Origin of the sequence: Billgrantia sulfidoxydans (genome assembly GCF_017868775.1) — a bacterium.
Taxonomy (GTDB): Bacteria; Pseudomonadota; Gammaproteobacteria; order Pseudomonadales; family Halomonadaceae; genus Halomonas; species Halomonas sulfidoxydans.
Genome location: NZ_CP053381.1, coordinates 3,580,590 through 3,598,952, shown reverse-complemented (window position 1 = coordinate 3,598,952; position 18,363 = coordinate 3,580,590). Strand labels below are relative to the sequence as shown.

General features: G+C 67.4%; 19 protein-coding genes. 11 read left to right on the top strand and 8 right to left on the bottom strand.

Annotated features, from left to right (window positions below; genetic code table 11):
• Positions 1-4 precede the first annotated feature (4 nt).
• The 4 genes from HNO51_RS16570 to HNO51_RS16555 form a co-directional block, all read right to left on the bottom strand.
• Positions 5-352 carry a DUF5368 family protein gene (locus HNO51_RS16570; RefSeq protein WP_197448349.1) on the bottom strand — a complete coding sequence of 116 codons (348 nt, stop codon included), beginning with the start codon at positions 350-352 and terminating at the stop codon, positions 5-7.
• An 11-nt stretch (positions 353-363) separates the two neighbouring features.
• Complete coding sequence (locus HNO51_RS16565; RefSeq protein ID WP_197448348.1) at positions 364-1,758, bottom strand: NAD(P)/FAD-dependent oxidoreductase; 1,395 nt, start codon at positions 1,756-1,758, stop codon at positions 364-366.
• Between the two features lie 126 nt (positions 1,759-1,884).
• Positions 1,885-2,958: a tartrate dehydrogenase gene (locus HNO51_RS16560; protein WP_209537905.1), complete on the bottom strand. Its 1,074-nt coding sequence runs from the start codon at positions 2,956-2,958 to the stop codon at positions 1,885-1,887.
• A 10-nt stretch (positions 2,959-2,968) separates the two neighbouring features.
• The gene (locus HNO51_RS16555; RefSeq protein WP_197448346.1) at positions 2,969-3,853 is read right to left on the bottom strand and encodes an alpha/beta fold hydrolase; all 885 of its coding nucleotides are present in this window, start codon (positions 3,851-3,853) and stop codon (positions 2,969-2,971) included.
• Positions 3,854-3,957: 104 nt separating this feature from the next.
• On the opposite strand from HNO51_RS16555, the gene HNO51_RS16550 reads away from it, so the two are divergent.
• Positions 3,958-4,881, top strand: a complete 924-nt coding sequence (locus HNO51_RS16550; protein WP_197448345.1) for a LysR family transcriptional regulator — start codon at positions 3,958-3,960, stop codon at positions 4,879-4,881.
• 5 nt (positions 4,882-4,886) lie between these two features.
• On the opposite strand, the gene HNO51_RS16545 is transcribed toward HNO51_RS16550, so the two are convergent.
• From HNO51_RS16545 to HNO51_RS16535, 3 genes are all read right to left on the bottom strand, one after another.
• The gene (locus HNO51_RS16545; RefSeq protein WP_197448344.1) at positions 4,887-5,570 is read right to left on the bottom strand and encodes a TVP38/TMEM64 family protein; all 684 of its coding nucleotides are present in this window, start codon (positions 5,568-5,570) and stop codon (positions 4,887-4,889) included.
• A 76-nt stretch (positions 5,571-5,646) separates the two neighbouring features.
• Complete coding sequence (locus HNO51_RS16540; protein WP_197448343.1) at positions 5,647-6,069, bottom strand: cupredoxin domain-containing protein; 423 nt, start codon at positions 6,067-6,069, stop codon at positions 5,647-5,649.
• Between the two features lie 135 nt (positions 6,070-6,204).
• Positions 6,205-7,233 (bottom strand): LacI family DNA-binding transcriptional regulator, encoded by a 1,029-nt coding sequence (locus tag HNO51_RS16535; RefSeq protein WP_197448342.1) that lies wholly within the window; start codon positions 7,231-7,233, stop codon positions 6,205-6,207.
• A gap of 149 nt (positions 7,234-7,382) precedes the next feature.
• Between HNO51_RS16535 and ltnD the strand changes: the two genes are divergently transcribed.
• From ltnD to HNO51_RS16485, 10 genes are all read left to right on the top strand, one after another.
• Complete coding sequence (ltnD, locus tag HNO51_RS16530; RefSeq protein WP_276571207.1) at positions 7,383-8,312, top strand: L-threonate dehydrogenase; 930 nt, start codon at positions 7,383-7,385, stop codon at positions 8,310-8,312.
• 2 nt (positions 8,313-8,314) lie between these two features.
• Complete coding sequence (otnK, locus tag HNO51_RS16525; RefSeq protein WP_197448340.1) at positions 8,315-9,610, top strand: 3-oxo-tetronate kinase; 1,296 nt, start codon at positions 8,315-8,317, stop codon at positions 9,608-9,610.
• Positions 9,607-10,254, top strand: coding sequence for a 3-oxo-tetronate 4-phosphate decarboxylase (gene otnC / locus HNO51_RS16520; protein WP_197448339.1), 648 nt, complete (start codon positions 9,607-9,609; stop codon positions 10,252-10,254). Before otnK ends, otnC begins: the two co-directional genes overlap by 4 nt.
• A 36-nt stretch (positions 10,255-10,290) precedes the next feature.
• Positions 10,291-11,085, top strand: coding sequence for a 2-oxo-tetronate isomerase (gene otnI, locus HNO51_RS16515; RefSeq protein WP_197448338.1), 795 nt, complete (start codon positions 10,291-10,293; stop codon positions 11,083-11,085).
• Positions 11,086-11,132: 47 nt separating this feature from the next.
• Complete coding sequence (denD, locus tag HNO51_RS16510; protein WP_209537903.1) at positions 11,133-12,098, top strand: D-erythronate dehydrogenase; 966 nt, start codon at positions 11,133-11,135, stop codon at positions 12,096-12,098.
• A gap of 67 nt (positions 12,099-12,165) precedes the next feature.
• Positions 12,166-13,164 (top strand): TRAP transporter substrate-binding protein, encoded by a 999-nt coding sequence (locus HNO51_RS16505; RefSeq protein WP_197448336.1) that lies wholly within the window; start codon positions 12,166-12,168, stop codon positions 13,162-13,164.
• Positions 13,165-13,237: 73 nt separating this feature from the next.
• Positions 13,238-13,825 (top strand): TRAP transporter small permease, encoded by a 588-nt coding sequence (locus HNO51_RS16500; protein ID WP_197448335.1) that lies wholly within the window; start codon positions 13,238-13,240, stop codon positions 13,823-13,825.
• Positions 13,822-15,096 (top strand): TRAP transporter large permease, encoded by a 1,275-nt coding sequence (locus HNO51_RS16495; protein WP_209537902.1) that lies wholly within the window; start codon positions 13,822-13,824, stop codon positions 15,094-15,096. Before HNO51_RS16500 ends, HNO51_RS16495 begins: the two co-directional genes overlap by 4 nt.
• A 56-nt stretch (positions 15,097-15,152) precedes the next feature.
• Positions 15,153-16,613 (top strand): aldehyde dehydrogenase family protein, encoded by a 1,461-nt coding sequence (locus tag HNO51_RS16490; protein WP_209537901.1) that lies wholly within the window; start codon positions 15,153-15,155, stop codon positions 16,611-16,613.
• 47 nt (positions 16,614-16,660) lie between these two features.
• Positions 16,661-17,542: an NAD(P)-dependent oxidoreductase gene (locus tag HNO51_RS16485; RefSeq protein WP_209537900.1), complete on the top strand. Its 882-nt coding sequence runs from the start codon at positions 16,661-16,663 to the stop codon at positions 17,540-17,542.
• A 2-nt stretch (positions 17,543-17,544) separates the two neighbouring features.
• On the opposite strand, the gene HNO51_RS16480 is transcribed toward HNO51_RS16485, so the two are convergent.
• Positions 17,545-18,363: a M90 family metallopeptidase gene (locus HNO51_RS16480; RefSeq protein WP_209537899.1), complete on the bottom strand. Its 819-nt coding sequence runs from the start codon at positions 18,361-18,363 to the stop codon at positions 17,545-17,547.

The following is an 18,363-nucleotide window of genomic DNA, read 5'->3' as shown; positions in this document are numbered from 1 at the left end:
CGCGTCAGGCGGAACTTGCCGACTTTCCACGCAGTAGAAAGCTCAGCGGATGCAAGACGAGCCACGCCAGTATCGCCGTTGCGAACAAAGCCCCGATCAGAGCGATCCAATCGAACACGCTGGCGACATAAGCCAGCCGCGAATGGGTGAAGAGCGGAATCCACCATAGCCCGGTGAGGCCTACTGCAATTGCGGCTAGATTGGCACCCAGACAACGATAGCCGAGAATTCTGTAGCCACGCAGGTGTGCCAGAAGCTGAACGGTCAGCAGTAGCACCACGCTGGTTACTATCAGCCACAGGAAAGGGGCCAGGGCATACATCAAAATGGTCAAGATGCCTGTCATGGTCATGGGAGTTCTCCTCAGGCTCGGCCTTCCAGCACCGCATAATAGGCGGGCTGCAGCATGCGATCCTTCATTACCCAGGTGACCCAGGATTCGTCGCGGGGATCGATGAAAGGAAAGGAGGGCAGGAAGGCGAAGTCGTTGTCATAGCCGAACTCCACCAGCATCGCCTTGCCGATTCCCGTGATCATCGGACAGGAGGTATAGCCGTTGTGGCGGCGCGGAAGCGTCTGACCCTGCAACTGCGCGATCAGATTGGCCTCGACCACCGGCGCCTGTGCCTTGACGCTGGCTGCGGTCTTGTTGATGGGGGCGCCGATCACGTCGCCGATGCCGAAGACTTCGGGGTAACGGTTGTGCTGCAGGGTATGCATGTCCACGTCCAGCCACTCGCCGCGGAAGGGGCCGTCCTGCGCGATCAGATCGCTGCTCTTGAGGTAGTCAGGCGCACTCATTGGCGGCACGACATGGATGAAGTCATAGCCGGTCACCACCTTGCGTTCGCCCTCGCGGGAGAATTCTGCTTCACGCAGCTCGTGGTGCGAAGTGAACTCGCTGTCGGGTCCGACGAAGGTGAACTCGGCCTTGCGAGCCTGCGGGTCGATGGCTGAGAGCCGGTAGTGGTGGCGGCGGGTCACGCCCTGATCATCGAAACGCTGTTTGACGAAGTCGTTGATGTAGGGCTGCGTAAAGAGTGCGTCCCCCGGGGCCATGTACTCCACCTGGAAGGCCTCGCGTCGCCCGCTTGCCTCGAGGCGAGAGAGTGTGGTGAAGGTCATCTTGAGCGGGGCGCCGGCGCATTTCACCGGGGTGGGGGCCGCGGTGAAGATACCCTTGCCACTGCCCTGGGCAATCCAGGCGTCGATGGCGTCCCGGGTGCGGGTGGCGCCCTCGATACTGGCATAGACGCTGCCGATGCCGTGGCTGCCGACCAGGTCGGGAGACATGCCGTCGATCAGCTGATAGTTGAGCTGCAGGCCGGTGGCAACGATCAAGTAGTCATAGTCGAGCTGCGAGCCATCCTCCAGCTCGACCTTGCGGTTGGCGGCATCGATGCCGGCGGCGAGCTGGCGAATCCAGTTGATGCCGTTCGGCACGAAGCGGGAATTTGGTCGCATGGTCTTTTCGGGGTTCCACACGCCAGAGGCCACCAGGGTCCAGCCGGGCTGGTAGTGGTGGACCTCGCGCGGCTCGACCAGGCTGATGCGGGCGCCATCGAGGCGGCGCGACAGCCGGTTGGCCATGGCCATGCCGCCGGCTCCGCCACCGAGGATGACGATGCGGGACTTGGTGGCCAAGGCACGGGCCTGGAGACCCGATGAATAGAGCAGTCCGGCCGCACCGGCGCCAGCGCCATACTTCAGGAACTGGCGGCGGTTGAGGCGAGAGGGCTCGTGATCCTGTTCAGACATGGGTGGCGAGTCTCCTGCGGAATGGGTCGGCTATTATTGTTATATGCTTATAACCTATCCCTTTTCGGTATTGCTCGCTTCTTGATTCTTACCGCAAGTTGACACAGGTCAACGAAATCGGCTGTGCTACACCGCTACCCGCTCGACGATGGCCCGGCCCAGTGTCTCGGTAGTGCCCTGGCCGCGGATGTCCGGCGTCAGCACGGCCGGGTCGGCCTCCGCCAGTACCGCTTCGAAGGCAGTGACGATGGCGTCGGCGGCCTCCTTGTGGCCCAGGTGCTCGAGCATCATGGCGCCGGACCAGATCTGGCCGATGGGGTTGGCGATGCCCTTGCCGGCGATGTCCGGGGCGCTGCCGTGGACCGGCTCGAACAGGCTGGGGAAGGTGCCTTCGGGGTTGATGTTGGCCGAGGGCGCCACGCCGATGGTGCCGGTGCACGCGGGGCCCAGGTCGGAGAGGATGTCGCCGAACAGGTTGCTGGCCACCACCACGTCGAACCAGTCGGGATGCATGACGAAGTTGGCAGTGAGGATGTCGATGTGGAACTTGTCGACGCTGACCTCGGGATAGTGGCCCGCCATGGCCACGACCCGCTCGTCCCACCACGGCATGGTGATGGCGATACCGTTGGACTTGGTTGCCGAGGTGAGCTTTTTCCTGGGACGGGAGGCCGCCAGCTCGAAGGCGAACTTGAGCACCCGGTCGGTGCCGTGGCGGGTCATCACCGTCTCCTGGATCACCACCTCGCGCTCGGTGCCCTCGAACATCTTGCCACCGACGCTGGAGTACTCGCCCTCGGTGTTCTCGCGCACCACGTAGAAGTCGATGTCGCCGGGCTTGCGGTCGGCCAGCGGGCTCTTGATCCCCGGCAGCAGCTTGCACGGGCGCAGGTTGATGTACTGGTCGAACTGGCGGCGGAACTGCAGCAGCGAACCCCACAGCGAGACGTGGTCGGGCACCGTGTCGGGCCAGCCCACCGCGCCGTAGAAGATGGCGTCGAAGTCCTTGAGCTGCTCGAACCAGTCGTCGGGCATCATCTTGCCGTGCTTGGCGTAGTAGTCGCAGCAGGCGAAGTCGAAGTGCTCGAAGGTCAGGTCGATGTCGAAGCGCTTGGCGGCGGCTTCGAGCACGCGCAGGCCTTCCGGCATCACCTCGTTGCCGATGCCGTCGCCGGGAATGACGGCGATACGATGGGTCATGGTTGTATCCTCAGGTGGGGGTGGTCATGAAGTGAGTGATGCGTGAATACAGCGCTTCCGGCGCTTCCTCGGGGAGATAGTGGCCGCAGGGCAGGGCTTCGCCCTCGACCCGCTCGGCCACGGCGCGCCACTCTGCCAGCGGGTCGAAGCAGCGCTCGATGATGCCGTGCTTGCCCCACAGCACGCTGACCGGGCAGCCGATGCGGCGTCCCGCTTCACGGTCGGCGCGGTCGTGTTCCAGGTCGATGCCGTTGCTGGCGCGGTAGTCCTCGCACAGGGCATGAGCCGCGCCGGGCTGGGCCAGGCAGCGCTGGTATTCGGCAATGGCCGCTGGGTCGAAGGCGTCGAGGCTGGCATGCCGCCCACCCATGGTGCGAGTGATGTAGTCGGCGGGCGAGGCCTCGATCAGGGTCTCCGGCAGCGGCGAGGGCTGGATCAGGAAGAACCAGTGGAAATAGGCGGTGGCGAAGGTGCGGTCGGTCTGCTCGTACATGGCAAGCGTCGGGGCGATATCGAGCAGCATCAGCTTCTGCACCGCCGCGGGGTGATCCATCGCCAGGCGATGGGCGACGCGCCCGCCACGATCGTGGCCGCACAGGAAGAAGCGTTCGAAACCCAGCTCGCGCATGACCGCGACTTGGTCGTCGGCCATGGCTCGCTTGCTGTAGTTGGCGTGATCCGGCTCGCCGGGTGGCTTGGACGAATCGCCATAGCCGCGAAGGTCGGTGGCCACCACGGTGAAGCGGCTTGCCAGCGGCTCGGCCAGGCGATGCCAGATCACGTGGGTCTGTGGGTGGCCGTGCAGCAACAGCAGGGGTGGCCCCGAGCCGCCGATGCGGCCGTGGATGCGAATGTCGCCGTGGGCGACGTCGAACGTACGGAATCCCTCGAACATGAGTGCTTCCTTTGAATTCTGACTGCCCCCAGTCTAGCCCCTTGGCTTCATGGAGATAATCGGGCTGAATGGAAAGCCATTGTTGAACGAGAGTGGAGAGTGACATGGCTCAGCTCGATGACCTGGTCTTTTTCCAGCAACTGGCGCGTGCCGGCAGCCTGACGGCCACGGCGCGCGACCTGGGCCTGTCGCTGTCGGCCGTGAGCAAGCGTCTCAAGCAGCTCGAAGCCCGCCTGGGCGTGGAGCTGGCCAGCCGCACCACGCGGCGCCTGTCGCTGACCGCCGAGGGCGAGCGCTACCTGGAGCGCGGCGCGGCCATCCTCGAGGAGCTGGCCGAACTGGAGGAGGCGCTGGGCGAGCAGCAGGCGGCCCTCTCGGGGCCGCTGCGGGTCAACGCCACCTTCGGCTTCGGACGCCGTCACGTGGCGCCGCTGCTGTCGGCATTCTGCGCGCGGCATCCGTCCATCGAGGCGACGCTGGAACTCTCCAACTATCCGCTGAGCCTGGGCGAGCAGGGCTTCGATGTCGGCATCCGCGTGGGCGAACCGCCCGATTCGCGCCTGGTGGCGCGACGCATTCTCGCCAACCGGCGGGTGCTGTGTGCCTCCCCCGCTTACGTGGCACGCATGCCCCCCTTGGCGTCGCCCGCCGACCTCACCGCTCACTCCTGCCTGGTGCTGCGCGAGAACGAAAGCGACTACGCCGTCTGGCGCTTTCGCCACCGCGGCGGCAGCGGGGAGGAGCAGGCGGTCAAGGTGGCCGGCCCGCTGGCCAGCAACGACGGCGAGGTGATCGTGCGGCTGGCGCTCGACGGCCACGGGATCGCGCTGCGCTCATGGTGGGACGTGCACCGGCACCTGGCGGAGGGCAGGCTGGTCGCGCTGCTGCCCGAGTGGCGCGGGGTGCGTGCCGACTTCCATGCCGTCTACCAGCAACGCCGCCACGTGCCGGCGCGCATCCGCGCCTTCGTGGCCTTTCTCGAGGAGCACATGCCGGGCCGGGTGCCGGCGATCGACGACGCCTGCTGATGAACTCAGTGGCGGCGACGCTGGCGGCCATCGGCGTAGCGCTTGAGCCCGTAGAGCAGCGCGAGCCCCACGGCGATGCCACCGGCCGCCCAGGCCAGCTCGTGGCGATCCTCGGCGGTCAGCAGCGTACCGAGCTGGCTGCTCAGCAGGATGATGCCGGCCAAGCCCGGCGTGGCGCCAATGAAGGTGCCGAGCAGAAAGTCGCGGAAGCGGATGTGGAAGGCGCCGGCCAGCAGGTTGGTCAGGGTGTAGGGCGCCAGGGGCAGCAGGTTGAGCACGGTGATGGTACGCACGCCGCGCCCGGCCAGATAGCGCGACAGGCCCAGCAGTCGCCTGCCGCCATAGCGCAAGAGGGCGTCGCGTCCGAGCCAGCGTCCCAGCCAGAAGGTAGCGATGGCACCGAGGAGCGTGCCGATCAGCGAATAGACGAAGCCCCACACGGAACCGAAGATCAGGCCCGCCAGCACCACCAGCACGCTCAGCGGGAACAGCACCAGCGAGGCAGCTACAAAGGTTGTGATCACCACGGCACCGGCCCAGGGCCGGTCGCGCCAGGCCAGCGAGCCTTGCAGCATGCCGAAGAGCGTGTTGGCGTCGAACATGTCGCGTTCGGCCAGCCACTGCCACGCGAATCCCAGCAGGGCGAGTGTCACCAGAACGGCGAGAACGAGGAGGACCTTGCGGGACATTCAGGCGGCCTGCGCAGGGGCGTGGCTTCAGCATAGGCGGGCCGTTCGCGACGGCCAAATCGGGCATGCGCGAGGTTCACTCGACCACCTCCAGCACGCCGACCATGCCGCGCTCGCGGTGGCTGGGCAGGAATAGCAGCCGCTTGTCGCAGTAGAACTCGACGCGTCCCGCTACCCTGGGGGTAAAGCGGATCGTCGTCGGCTCGGTGTCGAGCGAGGCCTCGATGTCGAGCCCCATCATCGTGGAGCGGATCACTAGGTTGTGTGGGGCGAGGCCCGGCCGTCGGCGCACCTGCAGCTCCACCGGCACGCCGGCGCGGACTACGATGTGTTCGGGTTCGAAGTAGTAGCTGCCGCCGACCAGGGTGACCCGCTGCACGCCGTCATCGGCGACGGCCACTGCCGCGGATGAGGTGTCGCCTCGCAGCTGGCTCCCGGCCAGCCCCAGGCCGAAGAGCAATGTCAGGCATGCGTGGCGAACGAGGATCGTGAGGTTCATCGTATACCGCCTGTTGCGGCCAGCAGGGCCTCCGGCGGCACTGCCTCCGAGGCTCCTTTGCCATCAACATAGCAGGACCTCCGAAGCGCGTGGTGAAGGCCTGCGGCCAGTCTGCCTGCGTGAGACTCGCGTCGACTACGTACTCTCGCCGATCAGCAGTTCGAAGCCGACATCGTGCTGCAGGCGCTGGATCCGCTTGCCTTCCAGGCGGCGTATCACTTCGGACGCGGCGAGCTGCCCCATGTGCTGGCGCGGTGAGCGTATGGTGGTCAGCCGCGGGGTGATGTGCTGGCCGATGGGAAGCCCATTGAACCCGGCAATGGCCAGCTCGTGCGGTACGCGAATGCCGAGCCGCTGGGCGTGCAGCAGGGCGCCGGTGGCCAGGTCGTCGTTGGCGAAGTGAATGGCGCTGACATCGCCATGATTCTCCAGTGCGCGCGCCAGCCCCGCGGCGCCGGCATCCAGTCCGCCATGGTCGAGTTCGATCAGCGGTGCCGCGAGACCGGCTTGTTCCAGCACCTCGCGATGGCCGGCGTAGCGCATTCCTGCGCGATAGTCGCTTGCCAGGCGGGCGCCGACGAAGAGCACCCGGCGATGGCCCCGTTCCAACAGGTGGCGAGCCATGCAGCGGCCGGCTTCGGTATGGTCCAGCCCCACGTTGAGATCCAGTGCCTCCCCCAGCTCCATGACCTCCATGATCGGCTTGTCCCAGTTGGCGAGCAGGGTACGACAGGCCTGGCTGTGGCGCAGGCCGGCGGTCACCAGTGCCGAGCAGGACCAGCCGAGGAAGGTGCGCACCAGCTGGTATTCGCGCTCGGTGTCGTAGTCGGTGTTGCCCAGCAGGATCTGGTAGCCCTGGGCCTCGAAGGTTTCCTGCAGCCCCTGGATCACCTCGATGAAGACGGTATTGGCCAGCGAAGGCACGATGACGGCAATGAAGCGCGAGCGTGCCGACGCCAGGCTGCCGGCCACCAGGTTGGGTACGTAGCCTAGTCGTTCCACGGCCTCGAGTACTCGCGCGCGGGTGCGCTCGTTGACCTGGTCCGGGTGGTTCAGCGCGCGTGAGGCGGTGATCGCCGAGACGCCGGCGGCCTCTGCCACCTCTTTGAGCGTCGGCTGCTCCGAGCCGCGGCGTCGGCGTGGCGAGTGGGCTTCATTAGACATTGGTCGCATCCTCCTGGCGCCTTCTTGCTGGGCTCCATTAAATCATCTACAACCATGATAGCGCTAACATGATAGCGCTAACAGCGATTGTCACTGGCTTAATGTCATCGATGGGTAGCGCGAGGCCGCACGGCGGCGGGAGGCAGCAGGTGAGCGACAGCACGACCAAGCCGCGAGTGGGTGTCATCGGCCTCGGTGCGATGGGCCTGGGGTCGGCGACAGTGTTGCACGAGCGCGGCCTGGCGGTCGTGGGCTGCGACGTGTCCGCAGCGGCACGCCGCGCCTTCGAGGGTGTCGGCGGGCGCTGCGCGGCCAACCCCGCCGAGCTGGCCGAGCAGTGCGACGTGGTGCTGGTCGTAGTGGTCAATGCCGCTCAGGTCGAGCAGGTGCTGTTCGGCGAGCAGGGACTCGCCCACGCCCTGGCGCCGGGTGGGCTGGTGATCCAGTGCGCTACCGTGGCGCCGAGCCTGGCCGAGCGCTTGGGGGCTCGCCTGGCCGAGCGCGACCTGCTGATGCTCGATGCCCCGATCAGCGGTGGGGCGGTCAAGGCCCGGGCGGGGCAGCTCTCGGTCATGGCATCGGGTAGCGAGGAGGCCTTCGCCAAGGCCGGCCCGGTGCTCGACGCCATGGCCGCGACCGTCCATCGGCTGGGCGATTCGCCCGGCATCGGCTCGAGCATGAAGCTGGTCAATCAGCTGCTCGCCGGGGTGCATATCGCCGCCGCTGCCGAAGCGGTGGCGCTGGGTATTCGCATGGGGCTGGAGCCGCGCCGCGTGTATGAGGTGATCACCCACTCCGCCGGCAATTCCTGGATGTTCGAGAATCGCGTGCCGCACATCCTCGAAGGCGACTACACCCCGCTCTCGGCGGTGGACATCTTCGTCAAGGATCTCAATCTCGTGCACGAGACCGGCCGCGAGCTGGCCATGGCCACGCCCATCGCTGCCAGCGCCCTGCAGCAGTTCACCGCCGCCAGGGGTGCCGGCTTCGGTCGCGAGGACGACTCGGCGGTGATCAAGGTCTATCAGCGCCTTACCGGTATCGCCTTGCCCGAGGCGGCCAACGACGGGGGGCAGTGAACATGGCGATCGTGCTGGGCGCCATTGCCGACGACTTCACCGGAGCCACCGACCTGGCCAACAACCTGGTGCGCGGCGGCATGCGCTGCGTGCAGTTGATCGGCGTGCCCGAGCAGGGGCTGGGTGAGTTGGTCGAAGGGGCGGGCGAGATCGACGCGGTGGTGATTGCGCTGAAATCGCGCTCGTGCCCGCCGGCGGAGGCCGTTCGCGATTCGCTACGGGCGCTGGAATGGCTGCGCGCCGAGGGGGCTCGCCAGCTCTACTTCAAGTATTGCTCCACTTTCGACTCCACCGATGAGGGCAACATCGGCCCGGTCAGCGAGGCCGTGCTGGAGCGTCTCGAGGCGCCGTTCACCGTGATGGTGCCGGCCTTCCCGGCCAACGGCCGCACCGTCTATCAGGGCCACCTGTTCGTCGGCGACCGCCTGCTCAGCGAGAGCGGCATGCAGCATCATCCGCTCACGCCCATGCGCGACGCCGATCTGGTGCGGGTCCTGTCGCGCCAGAGCCGGTATCCCGTGGGCTTGCAGCCGTGGTCGACATTGGCCCTGGGCGCCCCCGCCGTCAGCCGGCAGCTCGAGGAACTGGCCGGGCAGGGGGTGCGTCAAGTGATCTGCGACACCCTGGATCACAACGATCTGGCGGTGCTGGCGGAAGCGACGGTCGACCTGCCGCTGGTTTGCGGTGGCTCGGGGCTGGGCCAGGCATTGCCGGCCCAGTATCGCCGCCGTGGCTGGTTGGGGGAGGCCTCGGCGGCAGGGGCCCTGGCGCCGGCTTCGGGCAGCGCCCTGGTGCTTTCGGGTAGCTGCTCGCGCGCCACCCTGGCCCAGGTCGATGCCTTTCTCACGCGCTTTCCCGGCTTTCCCCTCGACCCGCTGATGCTGGCCCAGGGGCCCGAGCACCGGCGCCAGGCGCTGGCGTTCGCCCGCCGCCACCTGGCCGGTGGGCGTCCGGTGTTGGTCTACGCCTCGGCCGAGGCCGAGCGCGTGAGCCGGGCGCAGCAGGCGCTGGGCCGCGAGCGTGCCGGCGAGCTGGTCGAGCAGGCCTTGGGGGAGCTGGCGGTGGCGCTGGTCGATGAGGGGGTGGGGCGGTTGGTAGTGGCCGGCGGCGAGAGTTCCGGTGCCGTGGTCTCGGCGCTGGGCGTGCGTGCCCTGCGTATCGGCGAGCAGATCGACCCCGGCGTGCCCTGGACCCAGGCCACGCTTGCCGGACACGAGGCGCCACTGTCGCTGGCGCTGAAATCGGGCAACTTCGGCGGTGAGGACTTCTTCCTGCGTGCTTTCGAGGTGCTGCCATGAGCGTCAACGACGCGAATCGCCTGCGCGAGCAGATCGCCACGCTCGGCAAGTCGCTGTTCGACCGCGGCCTGACCATGGGGTCGAGCGGCAACATCAGCGTGCGCCTGGACGATGGCGGCTGGCTGATGACGCCGACCAATGCCTGCCTGGGGCGGCTCGACCCGGCGCGTATCTCGCGCCTCGACCGTGACGGCCGCCTGCTCGACGGCGACGCGCCGACCAAGGAGAGCTTCCTGCACCGTGCCATGTACGACGAGCGGCCGCAGTCCGGCGCCATCGTGCATCTGCATTCGACGCACTCGGTGGCGGTTTCCTGCCTGCCCGATATCGACTCCTGCGACTGCATCCCGCCACTGACCGCCTACTATGTAATGCGGGTGGGGCGCCTGCCCCTGGTGCCCTATCACATACCTGGCGATCCGGCATTGGGCGATGCCGTGCGCGGCCTGGCTGGCAAGCACAGCGCGGTACTGCTGGCCAACCACGGTCCGGTGGTGGCGGGCAAGAACCTGGAGGCGGCGGTCTACGCCACCGAGGAGCTGGAGGAGACCGCCAAGCTCTACCTGCTGCTGCGCGGCCACAATCCGCGCGGGCTGACGCCCGAGCAGGTTGCTGAACTCGAGGCCCGTTTTCCCCGTGACTGACGCCGCTGCACGACCCAAGGACACGAGACACGAGCGATGATACGACTGGCCGCCAATCTCAGCATGCTATTCACCGAGCACGGCTTCCTCGACCGCTTCCAGGCGGCGGCCGACGCGGGCTTTCGCGGCGTGGAGTACCTGTTCCCCTATGCTCATGCCCCCGAGGCGCTGGCCAGCGCACTGCGGGAGAGTGGCGTCGAGCAGGTGCTGTTCAACATGCCGCCGGGTGACTGGCAGGCCGGTGAGCGCGGCCTGGCCAGCCTGCCCGGGCGCGAGGCGGAGTTTCGCGATGGGGTGATCGAGGCGCTGCGCTATGCCGAGGCGCTGGGCTGCCCACGCCTGCATGCCATGGCCGGGCGGCTGCCGGAAAGCGCCGACAGCGACGCCCTGGCCGCCCACCGTGCCACCTACGTGGAGAACCTGCGCTTTGCCGCCGCCGAGGCCGCCAGGCTGGGGCGCGAGGTGCTGATCGAGCCGATCAACACCCGCGACATGCCGGGCTACTTTCTTTCGCGCCAGGACCAGGCCATGGCGGTGCTCGAGGAGGTAGGCGCCGACAACCTCAGGCTGCAGTTCGATTTCTACCACTGCCAGATCATGGAGGGTGACCTGATCCGCCACCTCGAGCGGCAGTTCTCCGCCATCGCCCATGTCCAGGTCGCCGGCGTGCCGGAGCGCCACGAACCGGATGTCGGCGAGGTGCATTATCCGGCCCTCTTCGCTCAGCTCGAGCGGCTCGGTTACGCCGGTTGGGTCGGCTGCGAGTACCGCCCTGCGGCGGGCACACGCGAGGGCCTGTCCTGGGGACGCGACTACGGGCTTGCGGGCTGATCGGCCGGTTCGCTCGACAACACAACGACAAGACGGACACGAGACCCATGCATATCGTCATCACCGGCGCCGCCGGCTTCCTCGGCCAACGCCTCGTCGCCCGCCTGCTGGCGCGCGGCGAACTCCAGGGCCAACCCATTCACCGCCTGACGCTGGTCGACCAGGACGAGGCGCCGCTGCCCGCCGACCCTGGAGAGGTCGATGTCGAATCCCTGGCCATGGACATCACCGAGCCCGGTGAGATCGACATCGTGCTCGATGCACGCCCACGCGTGATCTATCACCTGGCGGCGGTGGTCAGCTCCGCCGCCGAGGCGGACCTGGAGCTCGGCATGCGGGTCAATTTCGACGCCACCCGGATGCTGCTCGACGGCTGCCGTGAACGTGGGCTGAACAACACCCGCCTGGTGATGGCCAGTTCGGTGGCGGCCTATGGCGGCGAACTGCCCGCGGTGCTGGACGACATGACCGCGCTGCAGCCGCAGAACTCCTACGGCACCCAGAAGGCGATGTGCGAGCTGTTGATCAACGACTACAGCCGACGCGGCCTTGTCGATGGCTGCGTGCTGCGCCTGCCGACCATCATCGTGCGCCCCGGGCGGCCCAACGCCGCTGCCTCGAGCTTCGCCTCCAGCATCCTGCGCGAGCCGCTCAACGGCGAGGAGGCCGTGTGCCCCGTACCCACCGAGCTGACCATGTTCGTGATGTCGCCAGGCAAGGTGGTCGAGGCACTGGTGCACGCTGCCGAGGTGGCGGGCGAGGCGCTGGCACCGTTTCGCGCCTTCATGCTGCCCGGTATCACCGTCAGCGTGGCCGAGATGCTGGAAACCCTGCGCCAGGTGGCAGGGGAGGAGGCCTTGGCGCGAGTGCGCCACGAACGCGACCCGCAGGTCGAGGCGATCGTCGCCAGCTGGCCGGCCCGCTTCGAGACTCGCCGCGCGCGGGAGCTGGGCTTCAGCGGCGATCGCAGCCTGCGTGAGATCGTCGAGGCGTTCCTCGACGAGCGCGGCTAGCTAGAAGAGAGCGGCACACGAGTCGCCAATTACAACCAAGGTGTTTCACGACGAAGAGGATACAACAATGAAAATGCAGTTCGTACGCCATGCCCTGACGGTTGCCATCGGTGGTGTCAGTGCCGCTGCGATGGCGGTCAACGCCCAGGCGGCCCAGGAGGTCAGCCTGGGGCATACGCTCTCCACCACCTCCCACTATGCCGTGGGCGCCCAGGCCTTCAAGGAGACGCTGGAAGAACTCAGCGACGGGGCCTTCGTGGTCAATGAGCATGCTTCCGGCGCGCTGGGCGGCGAGCGGGAGATGATCGAGGGCCTGCAGATCGGCACCGTTGATGTCGTCATCACCTCTACCGGCCCGCTCGGCAACTTCGTGCCGGAAACCTACGTGCTCGACCTGCCGTTCCTGTTCGAGAACTACGACCAGGCGCGCTGCGTGCTCGACAGCGAGATCGGCGACGAGCTACTGGAGAAGATGAGCAACCACGACCTGGTCGGCCTGGCCTGGTCGGAAAACGGCTTTCGCCACCTGACCAACAGCCGTCGTGAAGTGACCAGCCCCGCCGACGCCGAAGGGCTGCGGGTACGCACCATGGAAAACGAGGTGCACCAGGAAGCGTTTCGCCAGTTGGGTGCGCGACCCACGCCGATGGCCTTCCCGGAGCTGTTCACGGCGCTGCAGCAAGGTACCGTGGATGGCCAGGAAAACCCCATCACGGTGATCGTCGCCACCAACTTCTGGGAAGTGCAGGATCACCTCTCGCTGACCGGCCACGTCTATTCGCCGGCCGCCGTGCTGGGTTCGCCGCTGCTGCTCGACGGGCTCAGCGACGAGGAGCGCGAGTGGTTCCGCGAAGCCGCCCGTGCCTCCGCCGAGGCGACCCGCGCCGAAGTGTCGCGCCTGGAAGAGGAGGGCGTGGCACTGCTGCGCGAGAACGGCATGACGGTCAATACGGAGATCGACATCGGCCCCTTCCAGCAGGCCGTGGAGCCGGCCTACGAGATCTTCACCAACCAGCATGGCAGCGAGATGCTGGAGAGGGTGCAGGAGAAGGCCAGTAGCTGTTGAGGCTCCTCACGCGAAATCTCCATGCATGTCCTCGGCGTGATGCCGGGGGCATGCCAGCAGGAATCTTGCGCTCATGGTGGACCTGTTGCTTCGTTTCGAACGTCAGCTGACGCGCCTGGCCATGGCGGTCGCGGTGGTCATGCTGGTGGTGTCGGTCTCCTTCAGCTTCTACCAGGTACTGACCCGGTTCGTGTTCAATGCGCCCTCCACCTGGTCGGAAGTGGCGGCGCGCACGGCAATGATCTGGTGCGTGTTCATGGCGGCCGCCGCAACCTTCCGCGGTGGCTACATGATGGCCGTGGAAGCGATCTACAAGGTGGTGCCGGGGCGCCTGGTGCCGGTGCTGGAGGTCGCCATCGTGCTGTGCTGCCTGCTGGTGCTGGCGGTGCTGATCCACTTCGGCATCCTGATGACCCAGCGGGTCAGCAACCAGACCATGTCGGGCATGAACGTCTCCATGGCCTACGCCTATGCCGCGATTCCCGTCGGTGCCGGTTTCGCCATGGTGGCGGTGCTGGCGCGACTCCTGGCGCAGCTCAGCGGGCGTGAGGCGTTTGGCCCCGACCTGGACGACGCCTCGCCGGAAGTGGAAATGCACGACCCGAGGCAGACGGTGCCCGAAAGCACCGACGCCCCCCGTCGGGGAGGGACACGCCCATGAACCTGGTCATCGGCCTGTCGCTGATCGTCCTGTTCGCCTTCGGCGTGCCGATCGCCGTGTCGATCATGCTGGCCTCGATCATCGGCATCGAGTTCTTCACCCGGCTGCCGCTGCTGCTGGTACCGCAGCAGATGTTCATCGGCATCGACAAGTTCCCGCTGATGGCCATTCCGTTCTTCATTCTGGCCGGTAACCTGATGGCGGCGGGCGGCATCTCCCAGCGGCTGGTGGATCTGGCCAAGTCCATCGTCGGCGGCGTGCAGGGCGGCCTGGCGATGACCTGCGTGCTGACCTGCATGATGTTCGCCGCCGTGTCCGGCTCCAGCGTGGCGACCACCTTCGCCATCGGTGCCATCCTGATCCCGGCCATGGTGCGCCACGGCTACCCCAAACCGCTGGCGGCCTCGATCCAGGCCTCCTCGGCGGAGCTCGGCGTGCTGATCCCGCCGTCGATCCCGCTGATCCTGTTCGGCGTCAGCACCGACACCTCCATCGGTCAGCTGTTCCTGGCCGGCGTGGGGCCGGGGCTGCTCATCGGCACCGCACTGATCCTGTTTCTCTACCTGTTCTGCAAGGTGCGCGGCTACGGCCTGGAGGATCACAAGGACAGCACCAGCTTCGTGGTCTCCTTCCAGCGCGCCTGGGCGGCACTGCTGATGCCGGTGGTGGTGATCGGCGGGATCTACGGTGGCGTGTTCACCCCTACCGAGGCGTCGGCGGTGGCGGTGTTCTACGCCCTGCTGGTCGGCGGGTTCTACTATCGCGAGCTGAAGGCCGCCGACCTGTGGCCGATCCTGCGCCAGAGCGTGATCTCGACGGCGGCGGTGATGCTGATCATTGCCGCCGCCTCGCTGTTCAGCTTCTTGATCAGCCGCACCGGCCTGCCGGGCCATATCGCCGGCTGGGTCACCCAGGTGTTCTACAGCCCGATGACCTTCCTGCTGGCGGTCAACGTGCTGCTGCTGCTCGTCGGCATGTTCATCGAAACCTCCGCCGCCATTCTGGTGCTGGCGCCGATCCTCACGCCGATCGCCATGCAGTTCGGCGTCCATCCGGTGCACTTCGGCCTGATCATGGTGGTCAACCTGGCGCTCGGCATGATCACGCCGCCGCTGGGCGTCAACCTGTTTGCCGCCTGCGCCGTGGCGAGAATATCCATCGACCAGATGCTGCCCTGGCTGGCGCGTTTCGTGCTCGTGGTGCTGGCGTGCCTGGTGGCGATCACCTACCTGCCGTGGATCTCCCTGGGCTTGGTATGGCTGGCCTATTAGCGAAGAAACGAGGCTTCGCTCGAGGAACGACAACGACAACAGTACAAGGAGGACGCATGACCGCTCTGCCCGTAACACCACCGAGCGAGGCCCTGATCGGCGGCGAATGGGTGCCGACCCAGGCGCTGCTGGAGGTGGAGTCCCCTTCCACTGGCCAGACCATTGCGCATATCGCTCGCTGTCAGACCGAGGAGGTCATGGTCGCGGTGGACGCCGCGCGCCGCGCCTTCGCCGGCAGCGTAGGCGATTGGGCGCGCTGGACGGCCCGGCGTCGTGGCGAGTGGCTGCTGGCCTTCGCCGATGCCATCGACGCCGACCGCGACAACCTGGCGGCGTTGGAATGCGCTGACACCGGCAAGCCGATGACCCAGGCACGCGGCGATATCGCCGCCTGTGCCCGCTATTTCCGCTTCTATGGCGGCGGAGCCGACAAGCTGCACGGCGAGACGATCCCGTTCGACGAGGGCTTCGCCGTGCTGACCCTGCGCGAACCCTATGGCGTATGCGCCCAGATCATTCCCTGGAACTACCCGGCGCAGATCTTCGGTCGCTGTGTGGCGGCGGCGCTGGCCACCGGCAACAGCGTGGTGCTCAAGCCCGCGGAGGACGCCTGTCTGAGCGTGCTGCGGCTGGCCCAGCTGGCCCAGGAGCACGGCCTGCCGCCCGGCGTGCTGAACGTGGTGCCGGGGCTGGGGCGTGAAGCGGGGACGGCCCTGGCGTCGCATCCGGCCATCGACCATCTCTCCTTCACCGGCTCGCCTGAGACGGGCACCCACGTGGCCCAGGCCGCGGCGGCGCACCATGTGCCGGTGACGCTGGAACTGGGCGGCAAGTCGCCGCAGATCGTCTTTGCCGATGCCGACCTCAAGGCCGCGCTGGAGGCGGTAGTGCGCGGTATCGTGCAGAACGCCGGCCAGACCTGCTCGGCCGGCAGCCGTCTGCTGGTGGAGGCGAGCTGCGCCGAGGCGGTGCTGGGAGCGCTGGCCGAGCGTTTCGCTACGCTGCGCTGCGACGCCGGCGAGGCGGATGCCGACTGCGGCCCGTTGATCAACGCCCGCCAGAAGACCCGGCTGGAGGCGAGCCTGGAAGCCGCCCAGGCCGATGGCGTGCGGGTGGCGGCCAAGGGGCAGCTGGCCGCAGGAGCACCGAGCGGCGGTCACTTCGTCGTGCCACGGCTGCTCACCGACATACCCGCCGGGCATGCCGTGTTGCGCAAAGAGCTGTTCGGCCCCGTGCTGGCGGTACAGGTCTTCCACGACGAAGCTGAGGCGCTGCGGCTGGCCAACGCCACCGACTTCGGCCTGTGTGCCGGTGTCTGGACCCGCGATGGCGGGCGCCAGCTGCGCCTGGCCAAGGGCATTCGCAGCGGCCAGGTATTCATCAACAACTATGGTGCCGGCGGCGGCATCGAGCTGCCGTTCGGCGGCGTGGGACGCTCCGGGCACGGTCGCGAGAAGGGTTTCGAGGGGTTGCGCAGCTATACGCGACTGAAGACCGTGGCACTGAAGCACGGATGATCCGATAGCGGCCGGCAACGAGACATCGGAGAAAGAGGAGAAGTGGCATGAAGCAAACACGCAAGGTCGGCCTGGTCGGGGTCGGCCTGATGGGGCACGGCATCGCCGTCAACATCCTGCGCGGCGGGTATGCGCTCTGTTTTTTGGAGCACCCGGGCAACCAGCCGGTGGAGGACCTGCTGGGCGCCGGTGCTACGGCCAAGCACAGCGCACGCGAGGTGGCCGAGGCCGCCGAGGTGGTGATCCTGTGCGTGACCGGCTCGCCCCAGGTGGAGGCGGTGCTGTTCGAGCCGGGCGGCGTGCTCGAAGGGCTGGCGCCCGAAACGGTAGTGATCGACTGCTCCACGGCGCTGCCGAGCTCCACCGCACGGGTGGCCGCCCGGGTGGAAGCGGCGGGCGGTCGCTTCATGGACGCCGCCATGACCCGCACGCCCAAGGAAGCCGAGACGGGACGCCTGAACCTGATCGTCGGCGCGCCGGAGGCGCTGTTCACCGAGGTGCGCCCGCTGCTCGAATGCTTCGCCGAGAACATCGCCCACGCCGGGCCGGTGGGGGCGGGCCATACCCTGAAGCTGCTGCACAACTTCGTCTCGCTGGGCTTCACCGCGGTATTGGCCGAGGCCGCGGCGGCCTCGCGCCGAGCCGGCATCGACGATGCCGCCCTGCTCGACGTACTGGGCAAGGGCGGCGGCGGTGGCGTGATCCTCGAGCGGCTGCGCCCCTACATCGAAGCCGGGGATTCGTCCGGATTCCGCTTCAGCGTGGCCAACGCGCTCAAGGACATCGGCTACTACCGCACCATGACCGAGGATCTCGCCGCCGAGCATGGTGTGGCGGAAGCGGTGCTCACACTCTACCGGCAGGCCAGCGACTCGGGCCATGCCGAGCGGCCGGTGCCGGAGCTGGTCAGCCTGCTGGAGGGAAAATGAGCTCAGGCGTGCGTGATGGCGTCAGCTTCGGGCAGGCGGCGTAGCGGGTCCTGGCGGAAGTAGCGCCTGAGCAGGTCGTAGAGTTCGGCGTAGGCGCCGCTGAGCACATCGGGGGCGCTGAAGAAGTACTCGCAGCACACCGCGAAGCACTCGCCGGGGTGGGTGGCGGCGTAGTCGTCGATGGGCGGTGCCTCGCCGCGTTCGAGGTGCGCCTGCAGGTCGTCCCACACGGCGGTGAAGACGCGGTGCCACTCCTTCGGGTCGATATCGCGCGGCAGCGGCGGGAAACCATCGACGTCGAGCGAGTTGCCCATGTCGAGCTTGTGGGCGAGCTCGTGGATCACCACGTTGAAGCCGGTGAAGTCGCCGCTCTCCATCAAATCGGGAAAGGCCACCACCACCGGGCCCTGATGCGAGGTCTCTCCCGCCCGCTCGTCCTGGTAGGCGTGCATCACGCCGAATTCGTCCATCTCCTCCACCTGGCGGTGGAAGGCGTCGGGCAGGATCAGGATTTCGTGAAAGCCGCTGAACGCCTCGTCGTGGTCGTCGTCCGACCAGCCCAGCGTCAGCAGGCAGGCCTGGCCGGCCAGGGCGAGCTGCGCGGGCTCGTCGAACGGCGTGCTCGCGGCCAGCTCGGGGTGCAGGCTCAGGCGCTTGGCATGCAGGAAGCGCCACGCGCGACGCCCGAGGCGCTCGGCCTCGTCGTCGGCGAGGCAGGCCAGCAGCGCCACGCGCGCGCGGGCCTCGGCCCAGGCGTTCGCGGGGAACGGATGGCGGGTCTCGAAGCGCTCGGCCCGCCAGCGGCGCAGGCGACCCAACAT

What these genes read in the sequence shown, in the direction of transcription:
- HNO51_RS16480 (WP_209537899.1), bottom strand. Translation starts at nt 18,363, where the DNA reads ATGTTGGGTCGCCTGCGCCGCTGGCGGGCCGAGCGCTTCGAGACCCGC.
- HNO51_RS16505 (WP_197448336.1), top strand. Translation starts at nt 12,166, where the DNA reads ATGAAAATGCAGTTCGTACGCCATGCCCTGACGGTTGCCATCGGTGGT.
- HNO51_RS16535 (WP_197448342.1), bottom strand. Translation starts at nt 7,233, where the DNA reads ATGTCTAATGAAGCCCACTCGCCACGCCGACGCCGCGGCTCGGAGCAG.
- otnI (WP_197448338.1), top strand. Translation starts at nt 10,291, where the DNA reads ATGATACGACTGGCCGCCAATCTCAGCATGCTATTCACCGAGCACGGC.
- HNO51_RS16485 (WP_209537900.1), top strand. Translation starts at nt 16,661, where the DNA reads ATGAAGCAAACACGCAAGGTCGGCCTGGTCGGGGTCGGCCTGATGGGG.
- denD (WP_209537903.1), top strand. Translation starts at nt 11,133, where the DNA reads ATGCATATCGTCATCACCGGCGCCGCCGGCTTCCTCGGCCAACGCCTC.
- HNO51_RS16495 (WP_209537902.1), top strand. Translation starts at nt 13,822, where the DNA reads ATGAACCTGGTCATCGGCCTGTCGCTGATCGTCCTGTTCGCCTTCGGC.
- HNO51_RS16490 (WP_209537901.1), top strand. Translation starts at nt 15,153, where the DNA reads ATGACCGCTCTGCCCGTAACACCACCGAGCGAGGCCCTGATCGGCGGC.
- HNO51_RS16565 (WP_197448348.1), bottom strand. Translation starts at nt 1,758, where the DNA reads ATGTCTGAACAGGATCACGAGCCCTCTCGCCTCAACCGCCGCCAGTTC.
- HNO51_RS16550 (WP_197448345.1), top strand. Translation starts at nt 3,958, where the DNA reads ATGGCTCAGCTCGATGACCTGGTCTTTTTCCAGCAACTGGCGCGTGCC.
- HNO51_RS16560 (WP_209537905.1), bottom strand. Translation starts at nt 2,958, where the DNA reads ATGACCCATCGTATCGCCGTCATTCCCGGCGACGGCATCGGCAACGAG.
- HNO51_RS16500 (WP_197448335.1), top strand. Translation starts at nt 13,238, where the DNA reads ATGGTGGACCTGTTGCTTCGTTTCGAACGTCAGCTGACGCGCCTGGCC.
- HNO51_RS16540 (WP_197448343.1), bottom strand. Translation starts at nt 6,069, where the DNA reads ATGAACCTCACGATCCTCGTTCGCCACGCATGCCTGACATTGCTCTTC.
- HNO51_RS16570 (WP_197448349.1), bottom strand. Translation starts at nt 352, where the DNA reads ATGACCATGACAGGCATCTTGACCATTTTGATGTATGCCCTGGCCCCT.
- HNO51_RS16555 (WP_197448346.1), bottom strand. Translation starts at nt 3,853, where the DNA reads ATGTTCGAGGGATTCCGTACGTTCGACGTCGCCCACGGCGACATTCGC.
- otnC (WP_197448339.1), top strand. Translation starts at nt 9,607, where the DNA reads ATGAGCGTCAACGACGCGAATCGCCTGCGCGAGCAGATCGCCACGCTC.
- otnK (WP_197448340.1), top strand. Translation starts at nt 8,315, where the DNA reads ATGGCGATCGTGCTGGGCGCCATTGCCGACGACTTCACCGGAGCCACC.
- HNO51_RS16545 (WP_197448344.1), bottom strand. Translation starts at nt 5,570, where the DNA reads ATGTCCCGCAAGGTCCTCCTCGTTCTCGCCGTTCTGGTGACACTCGCC.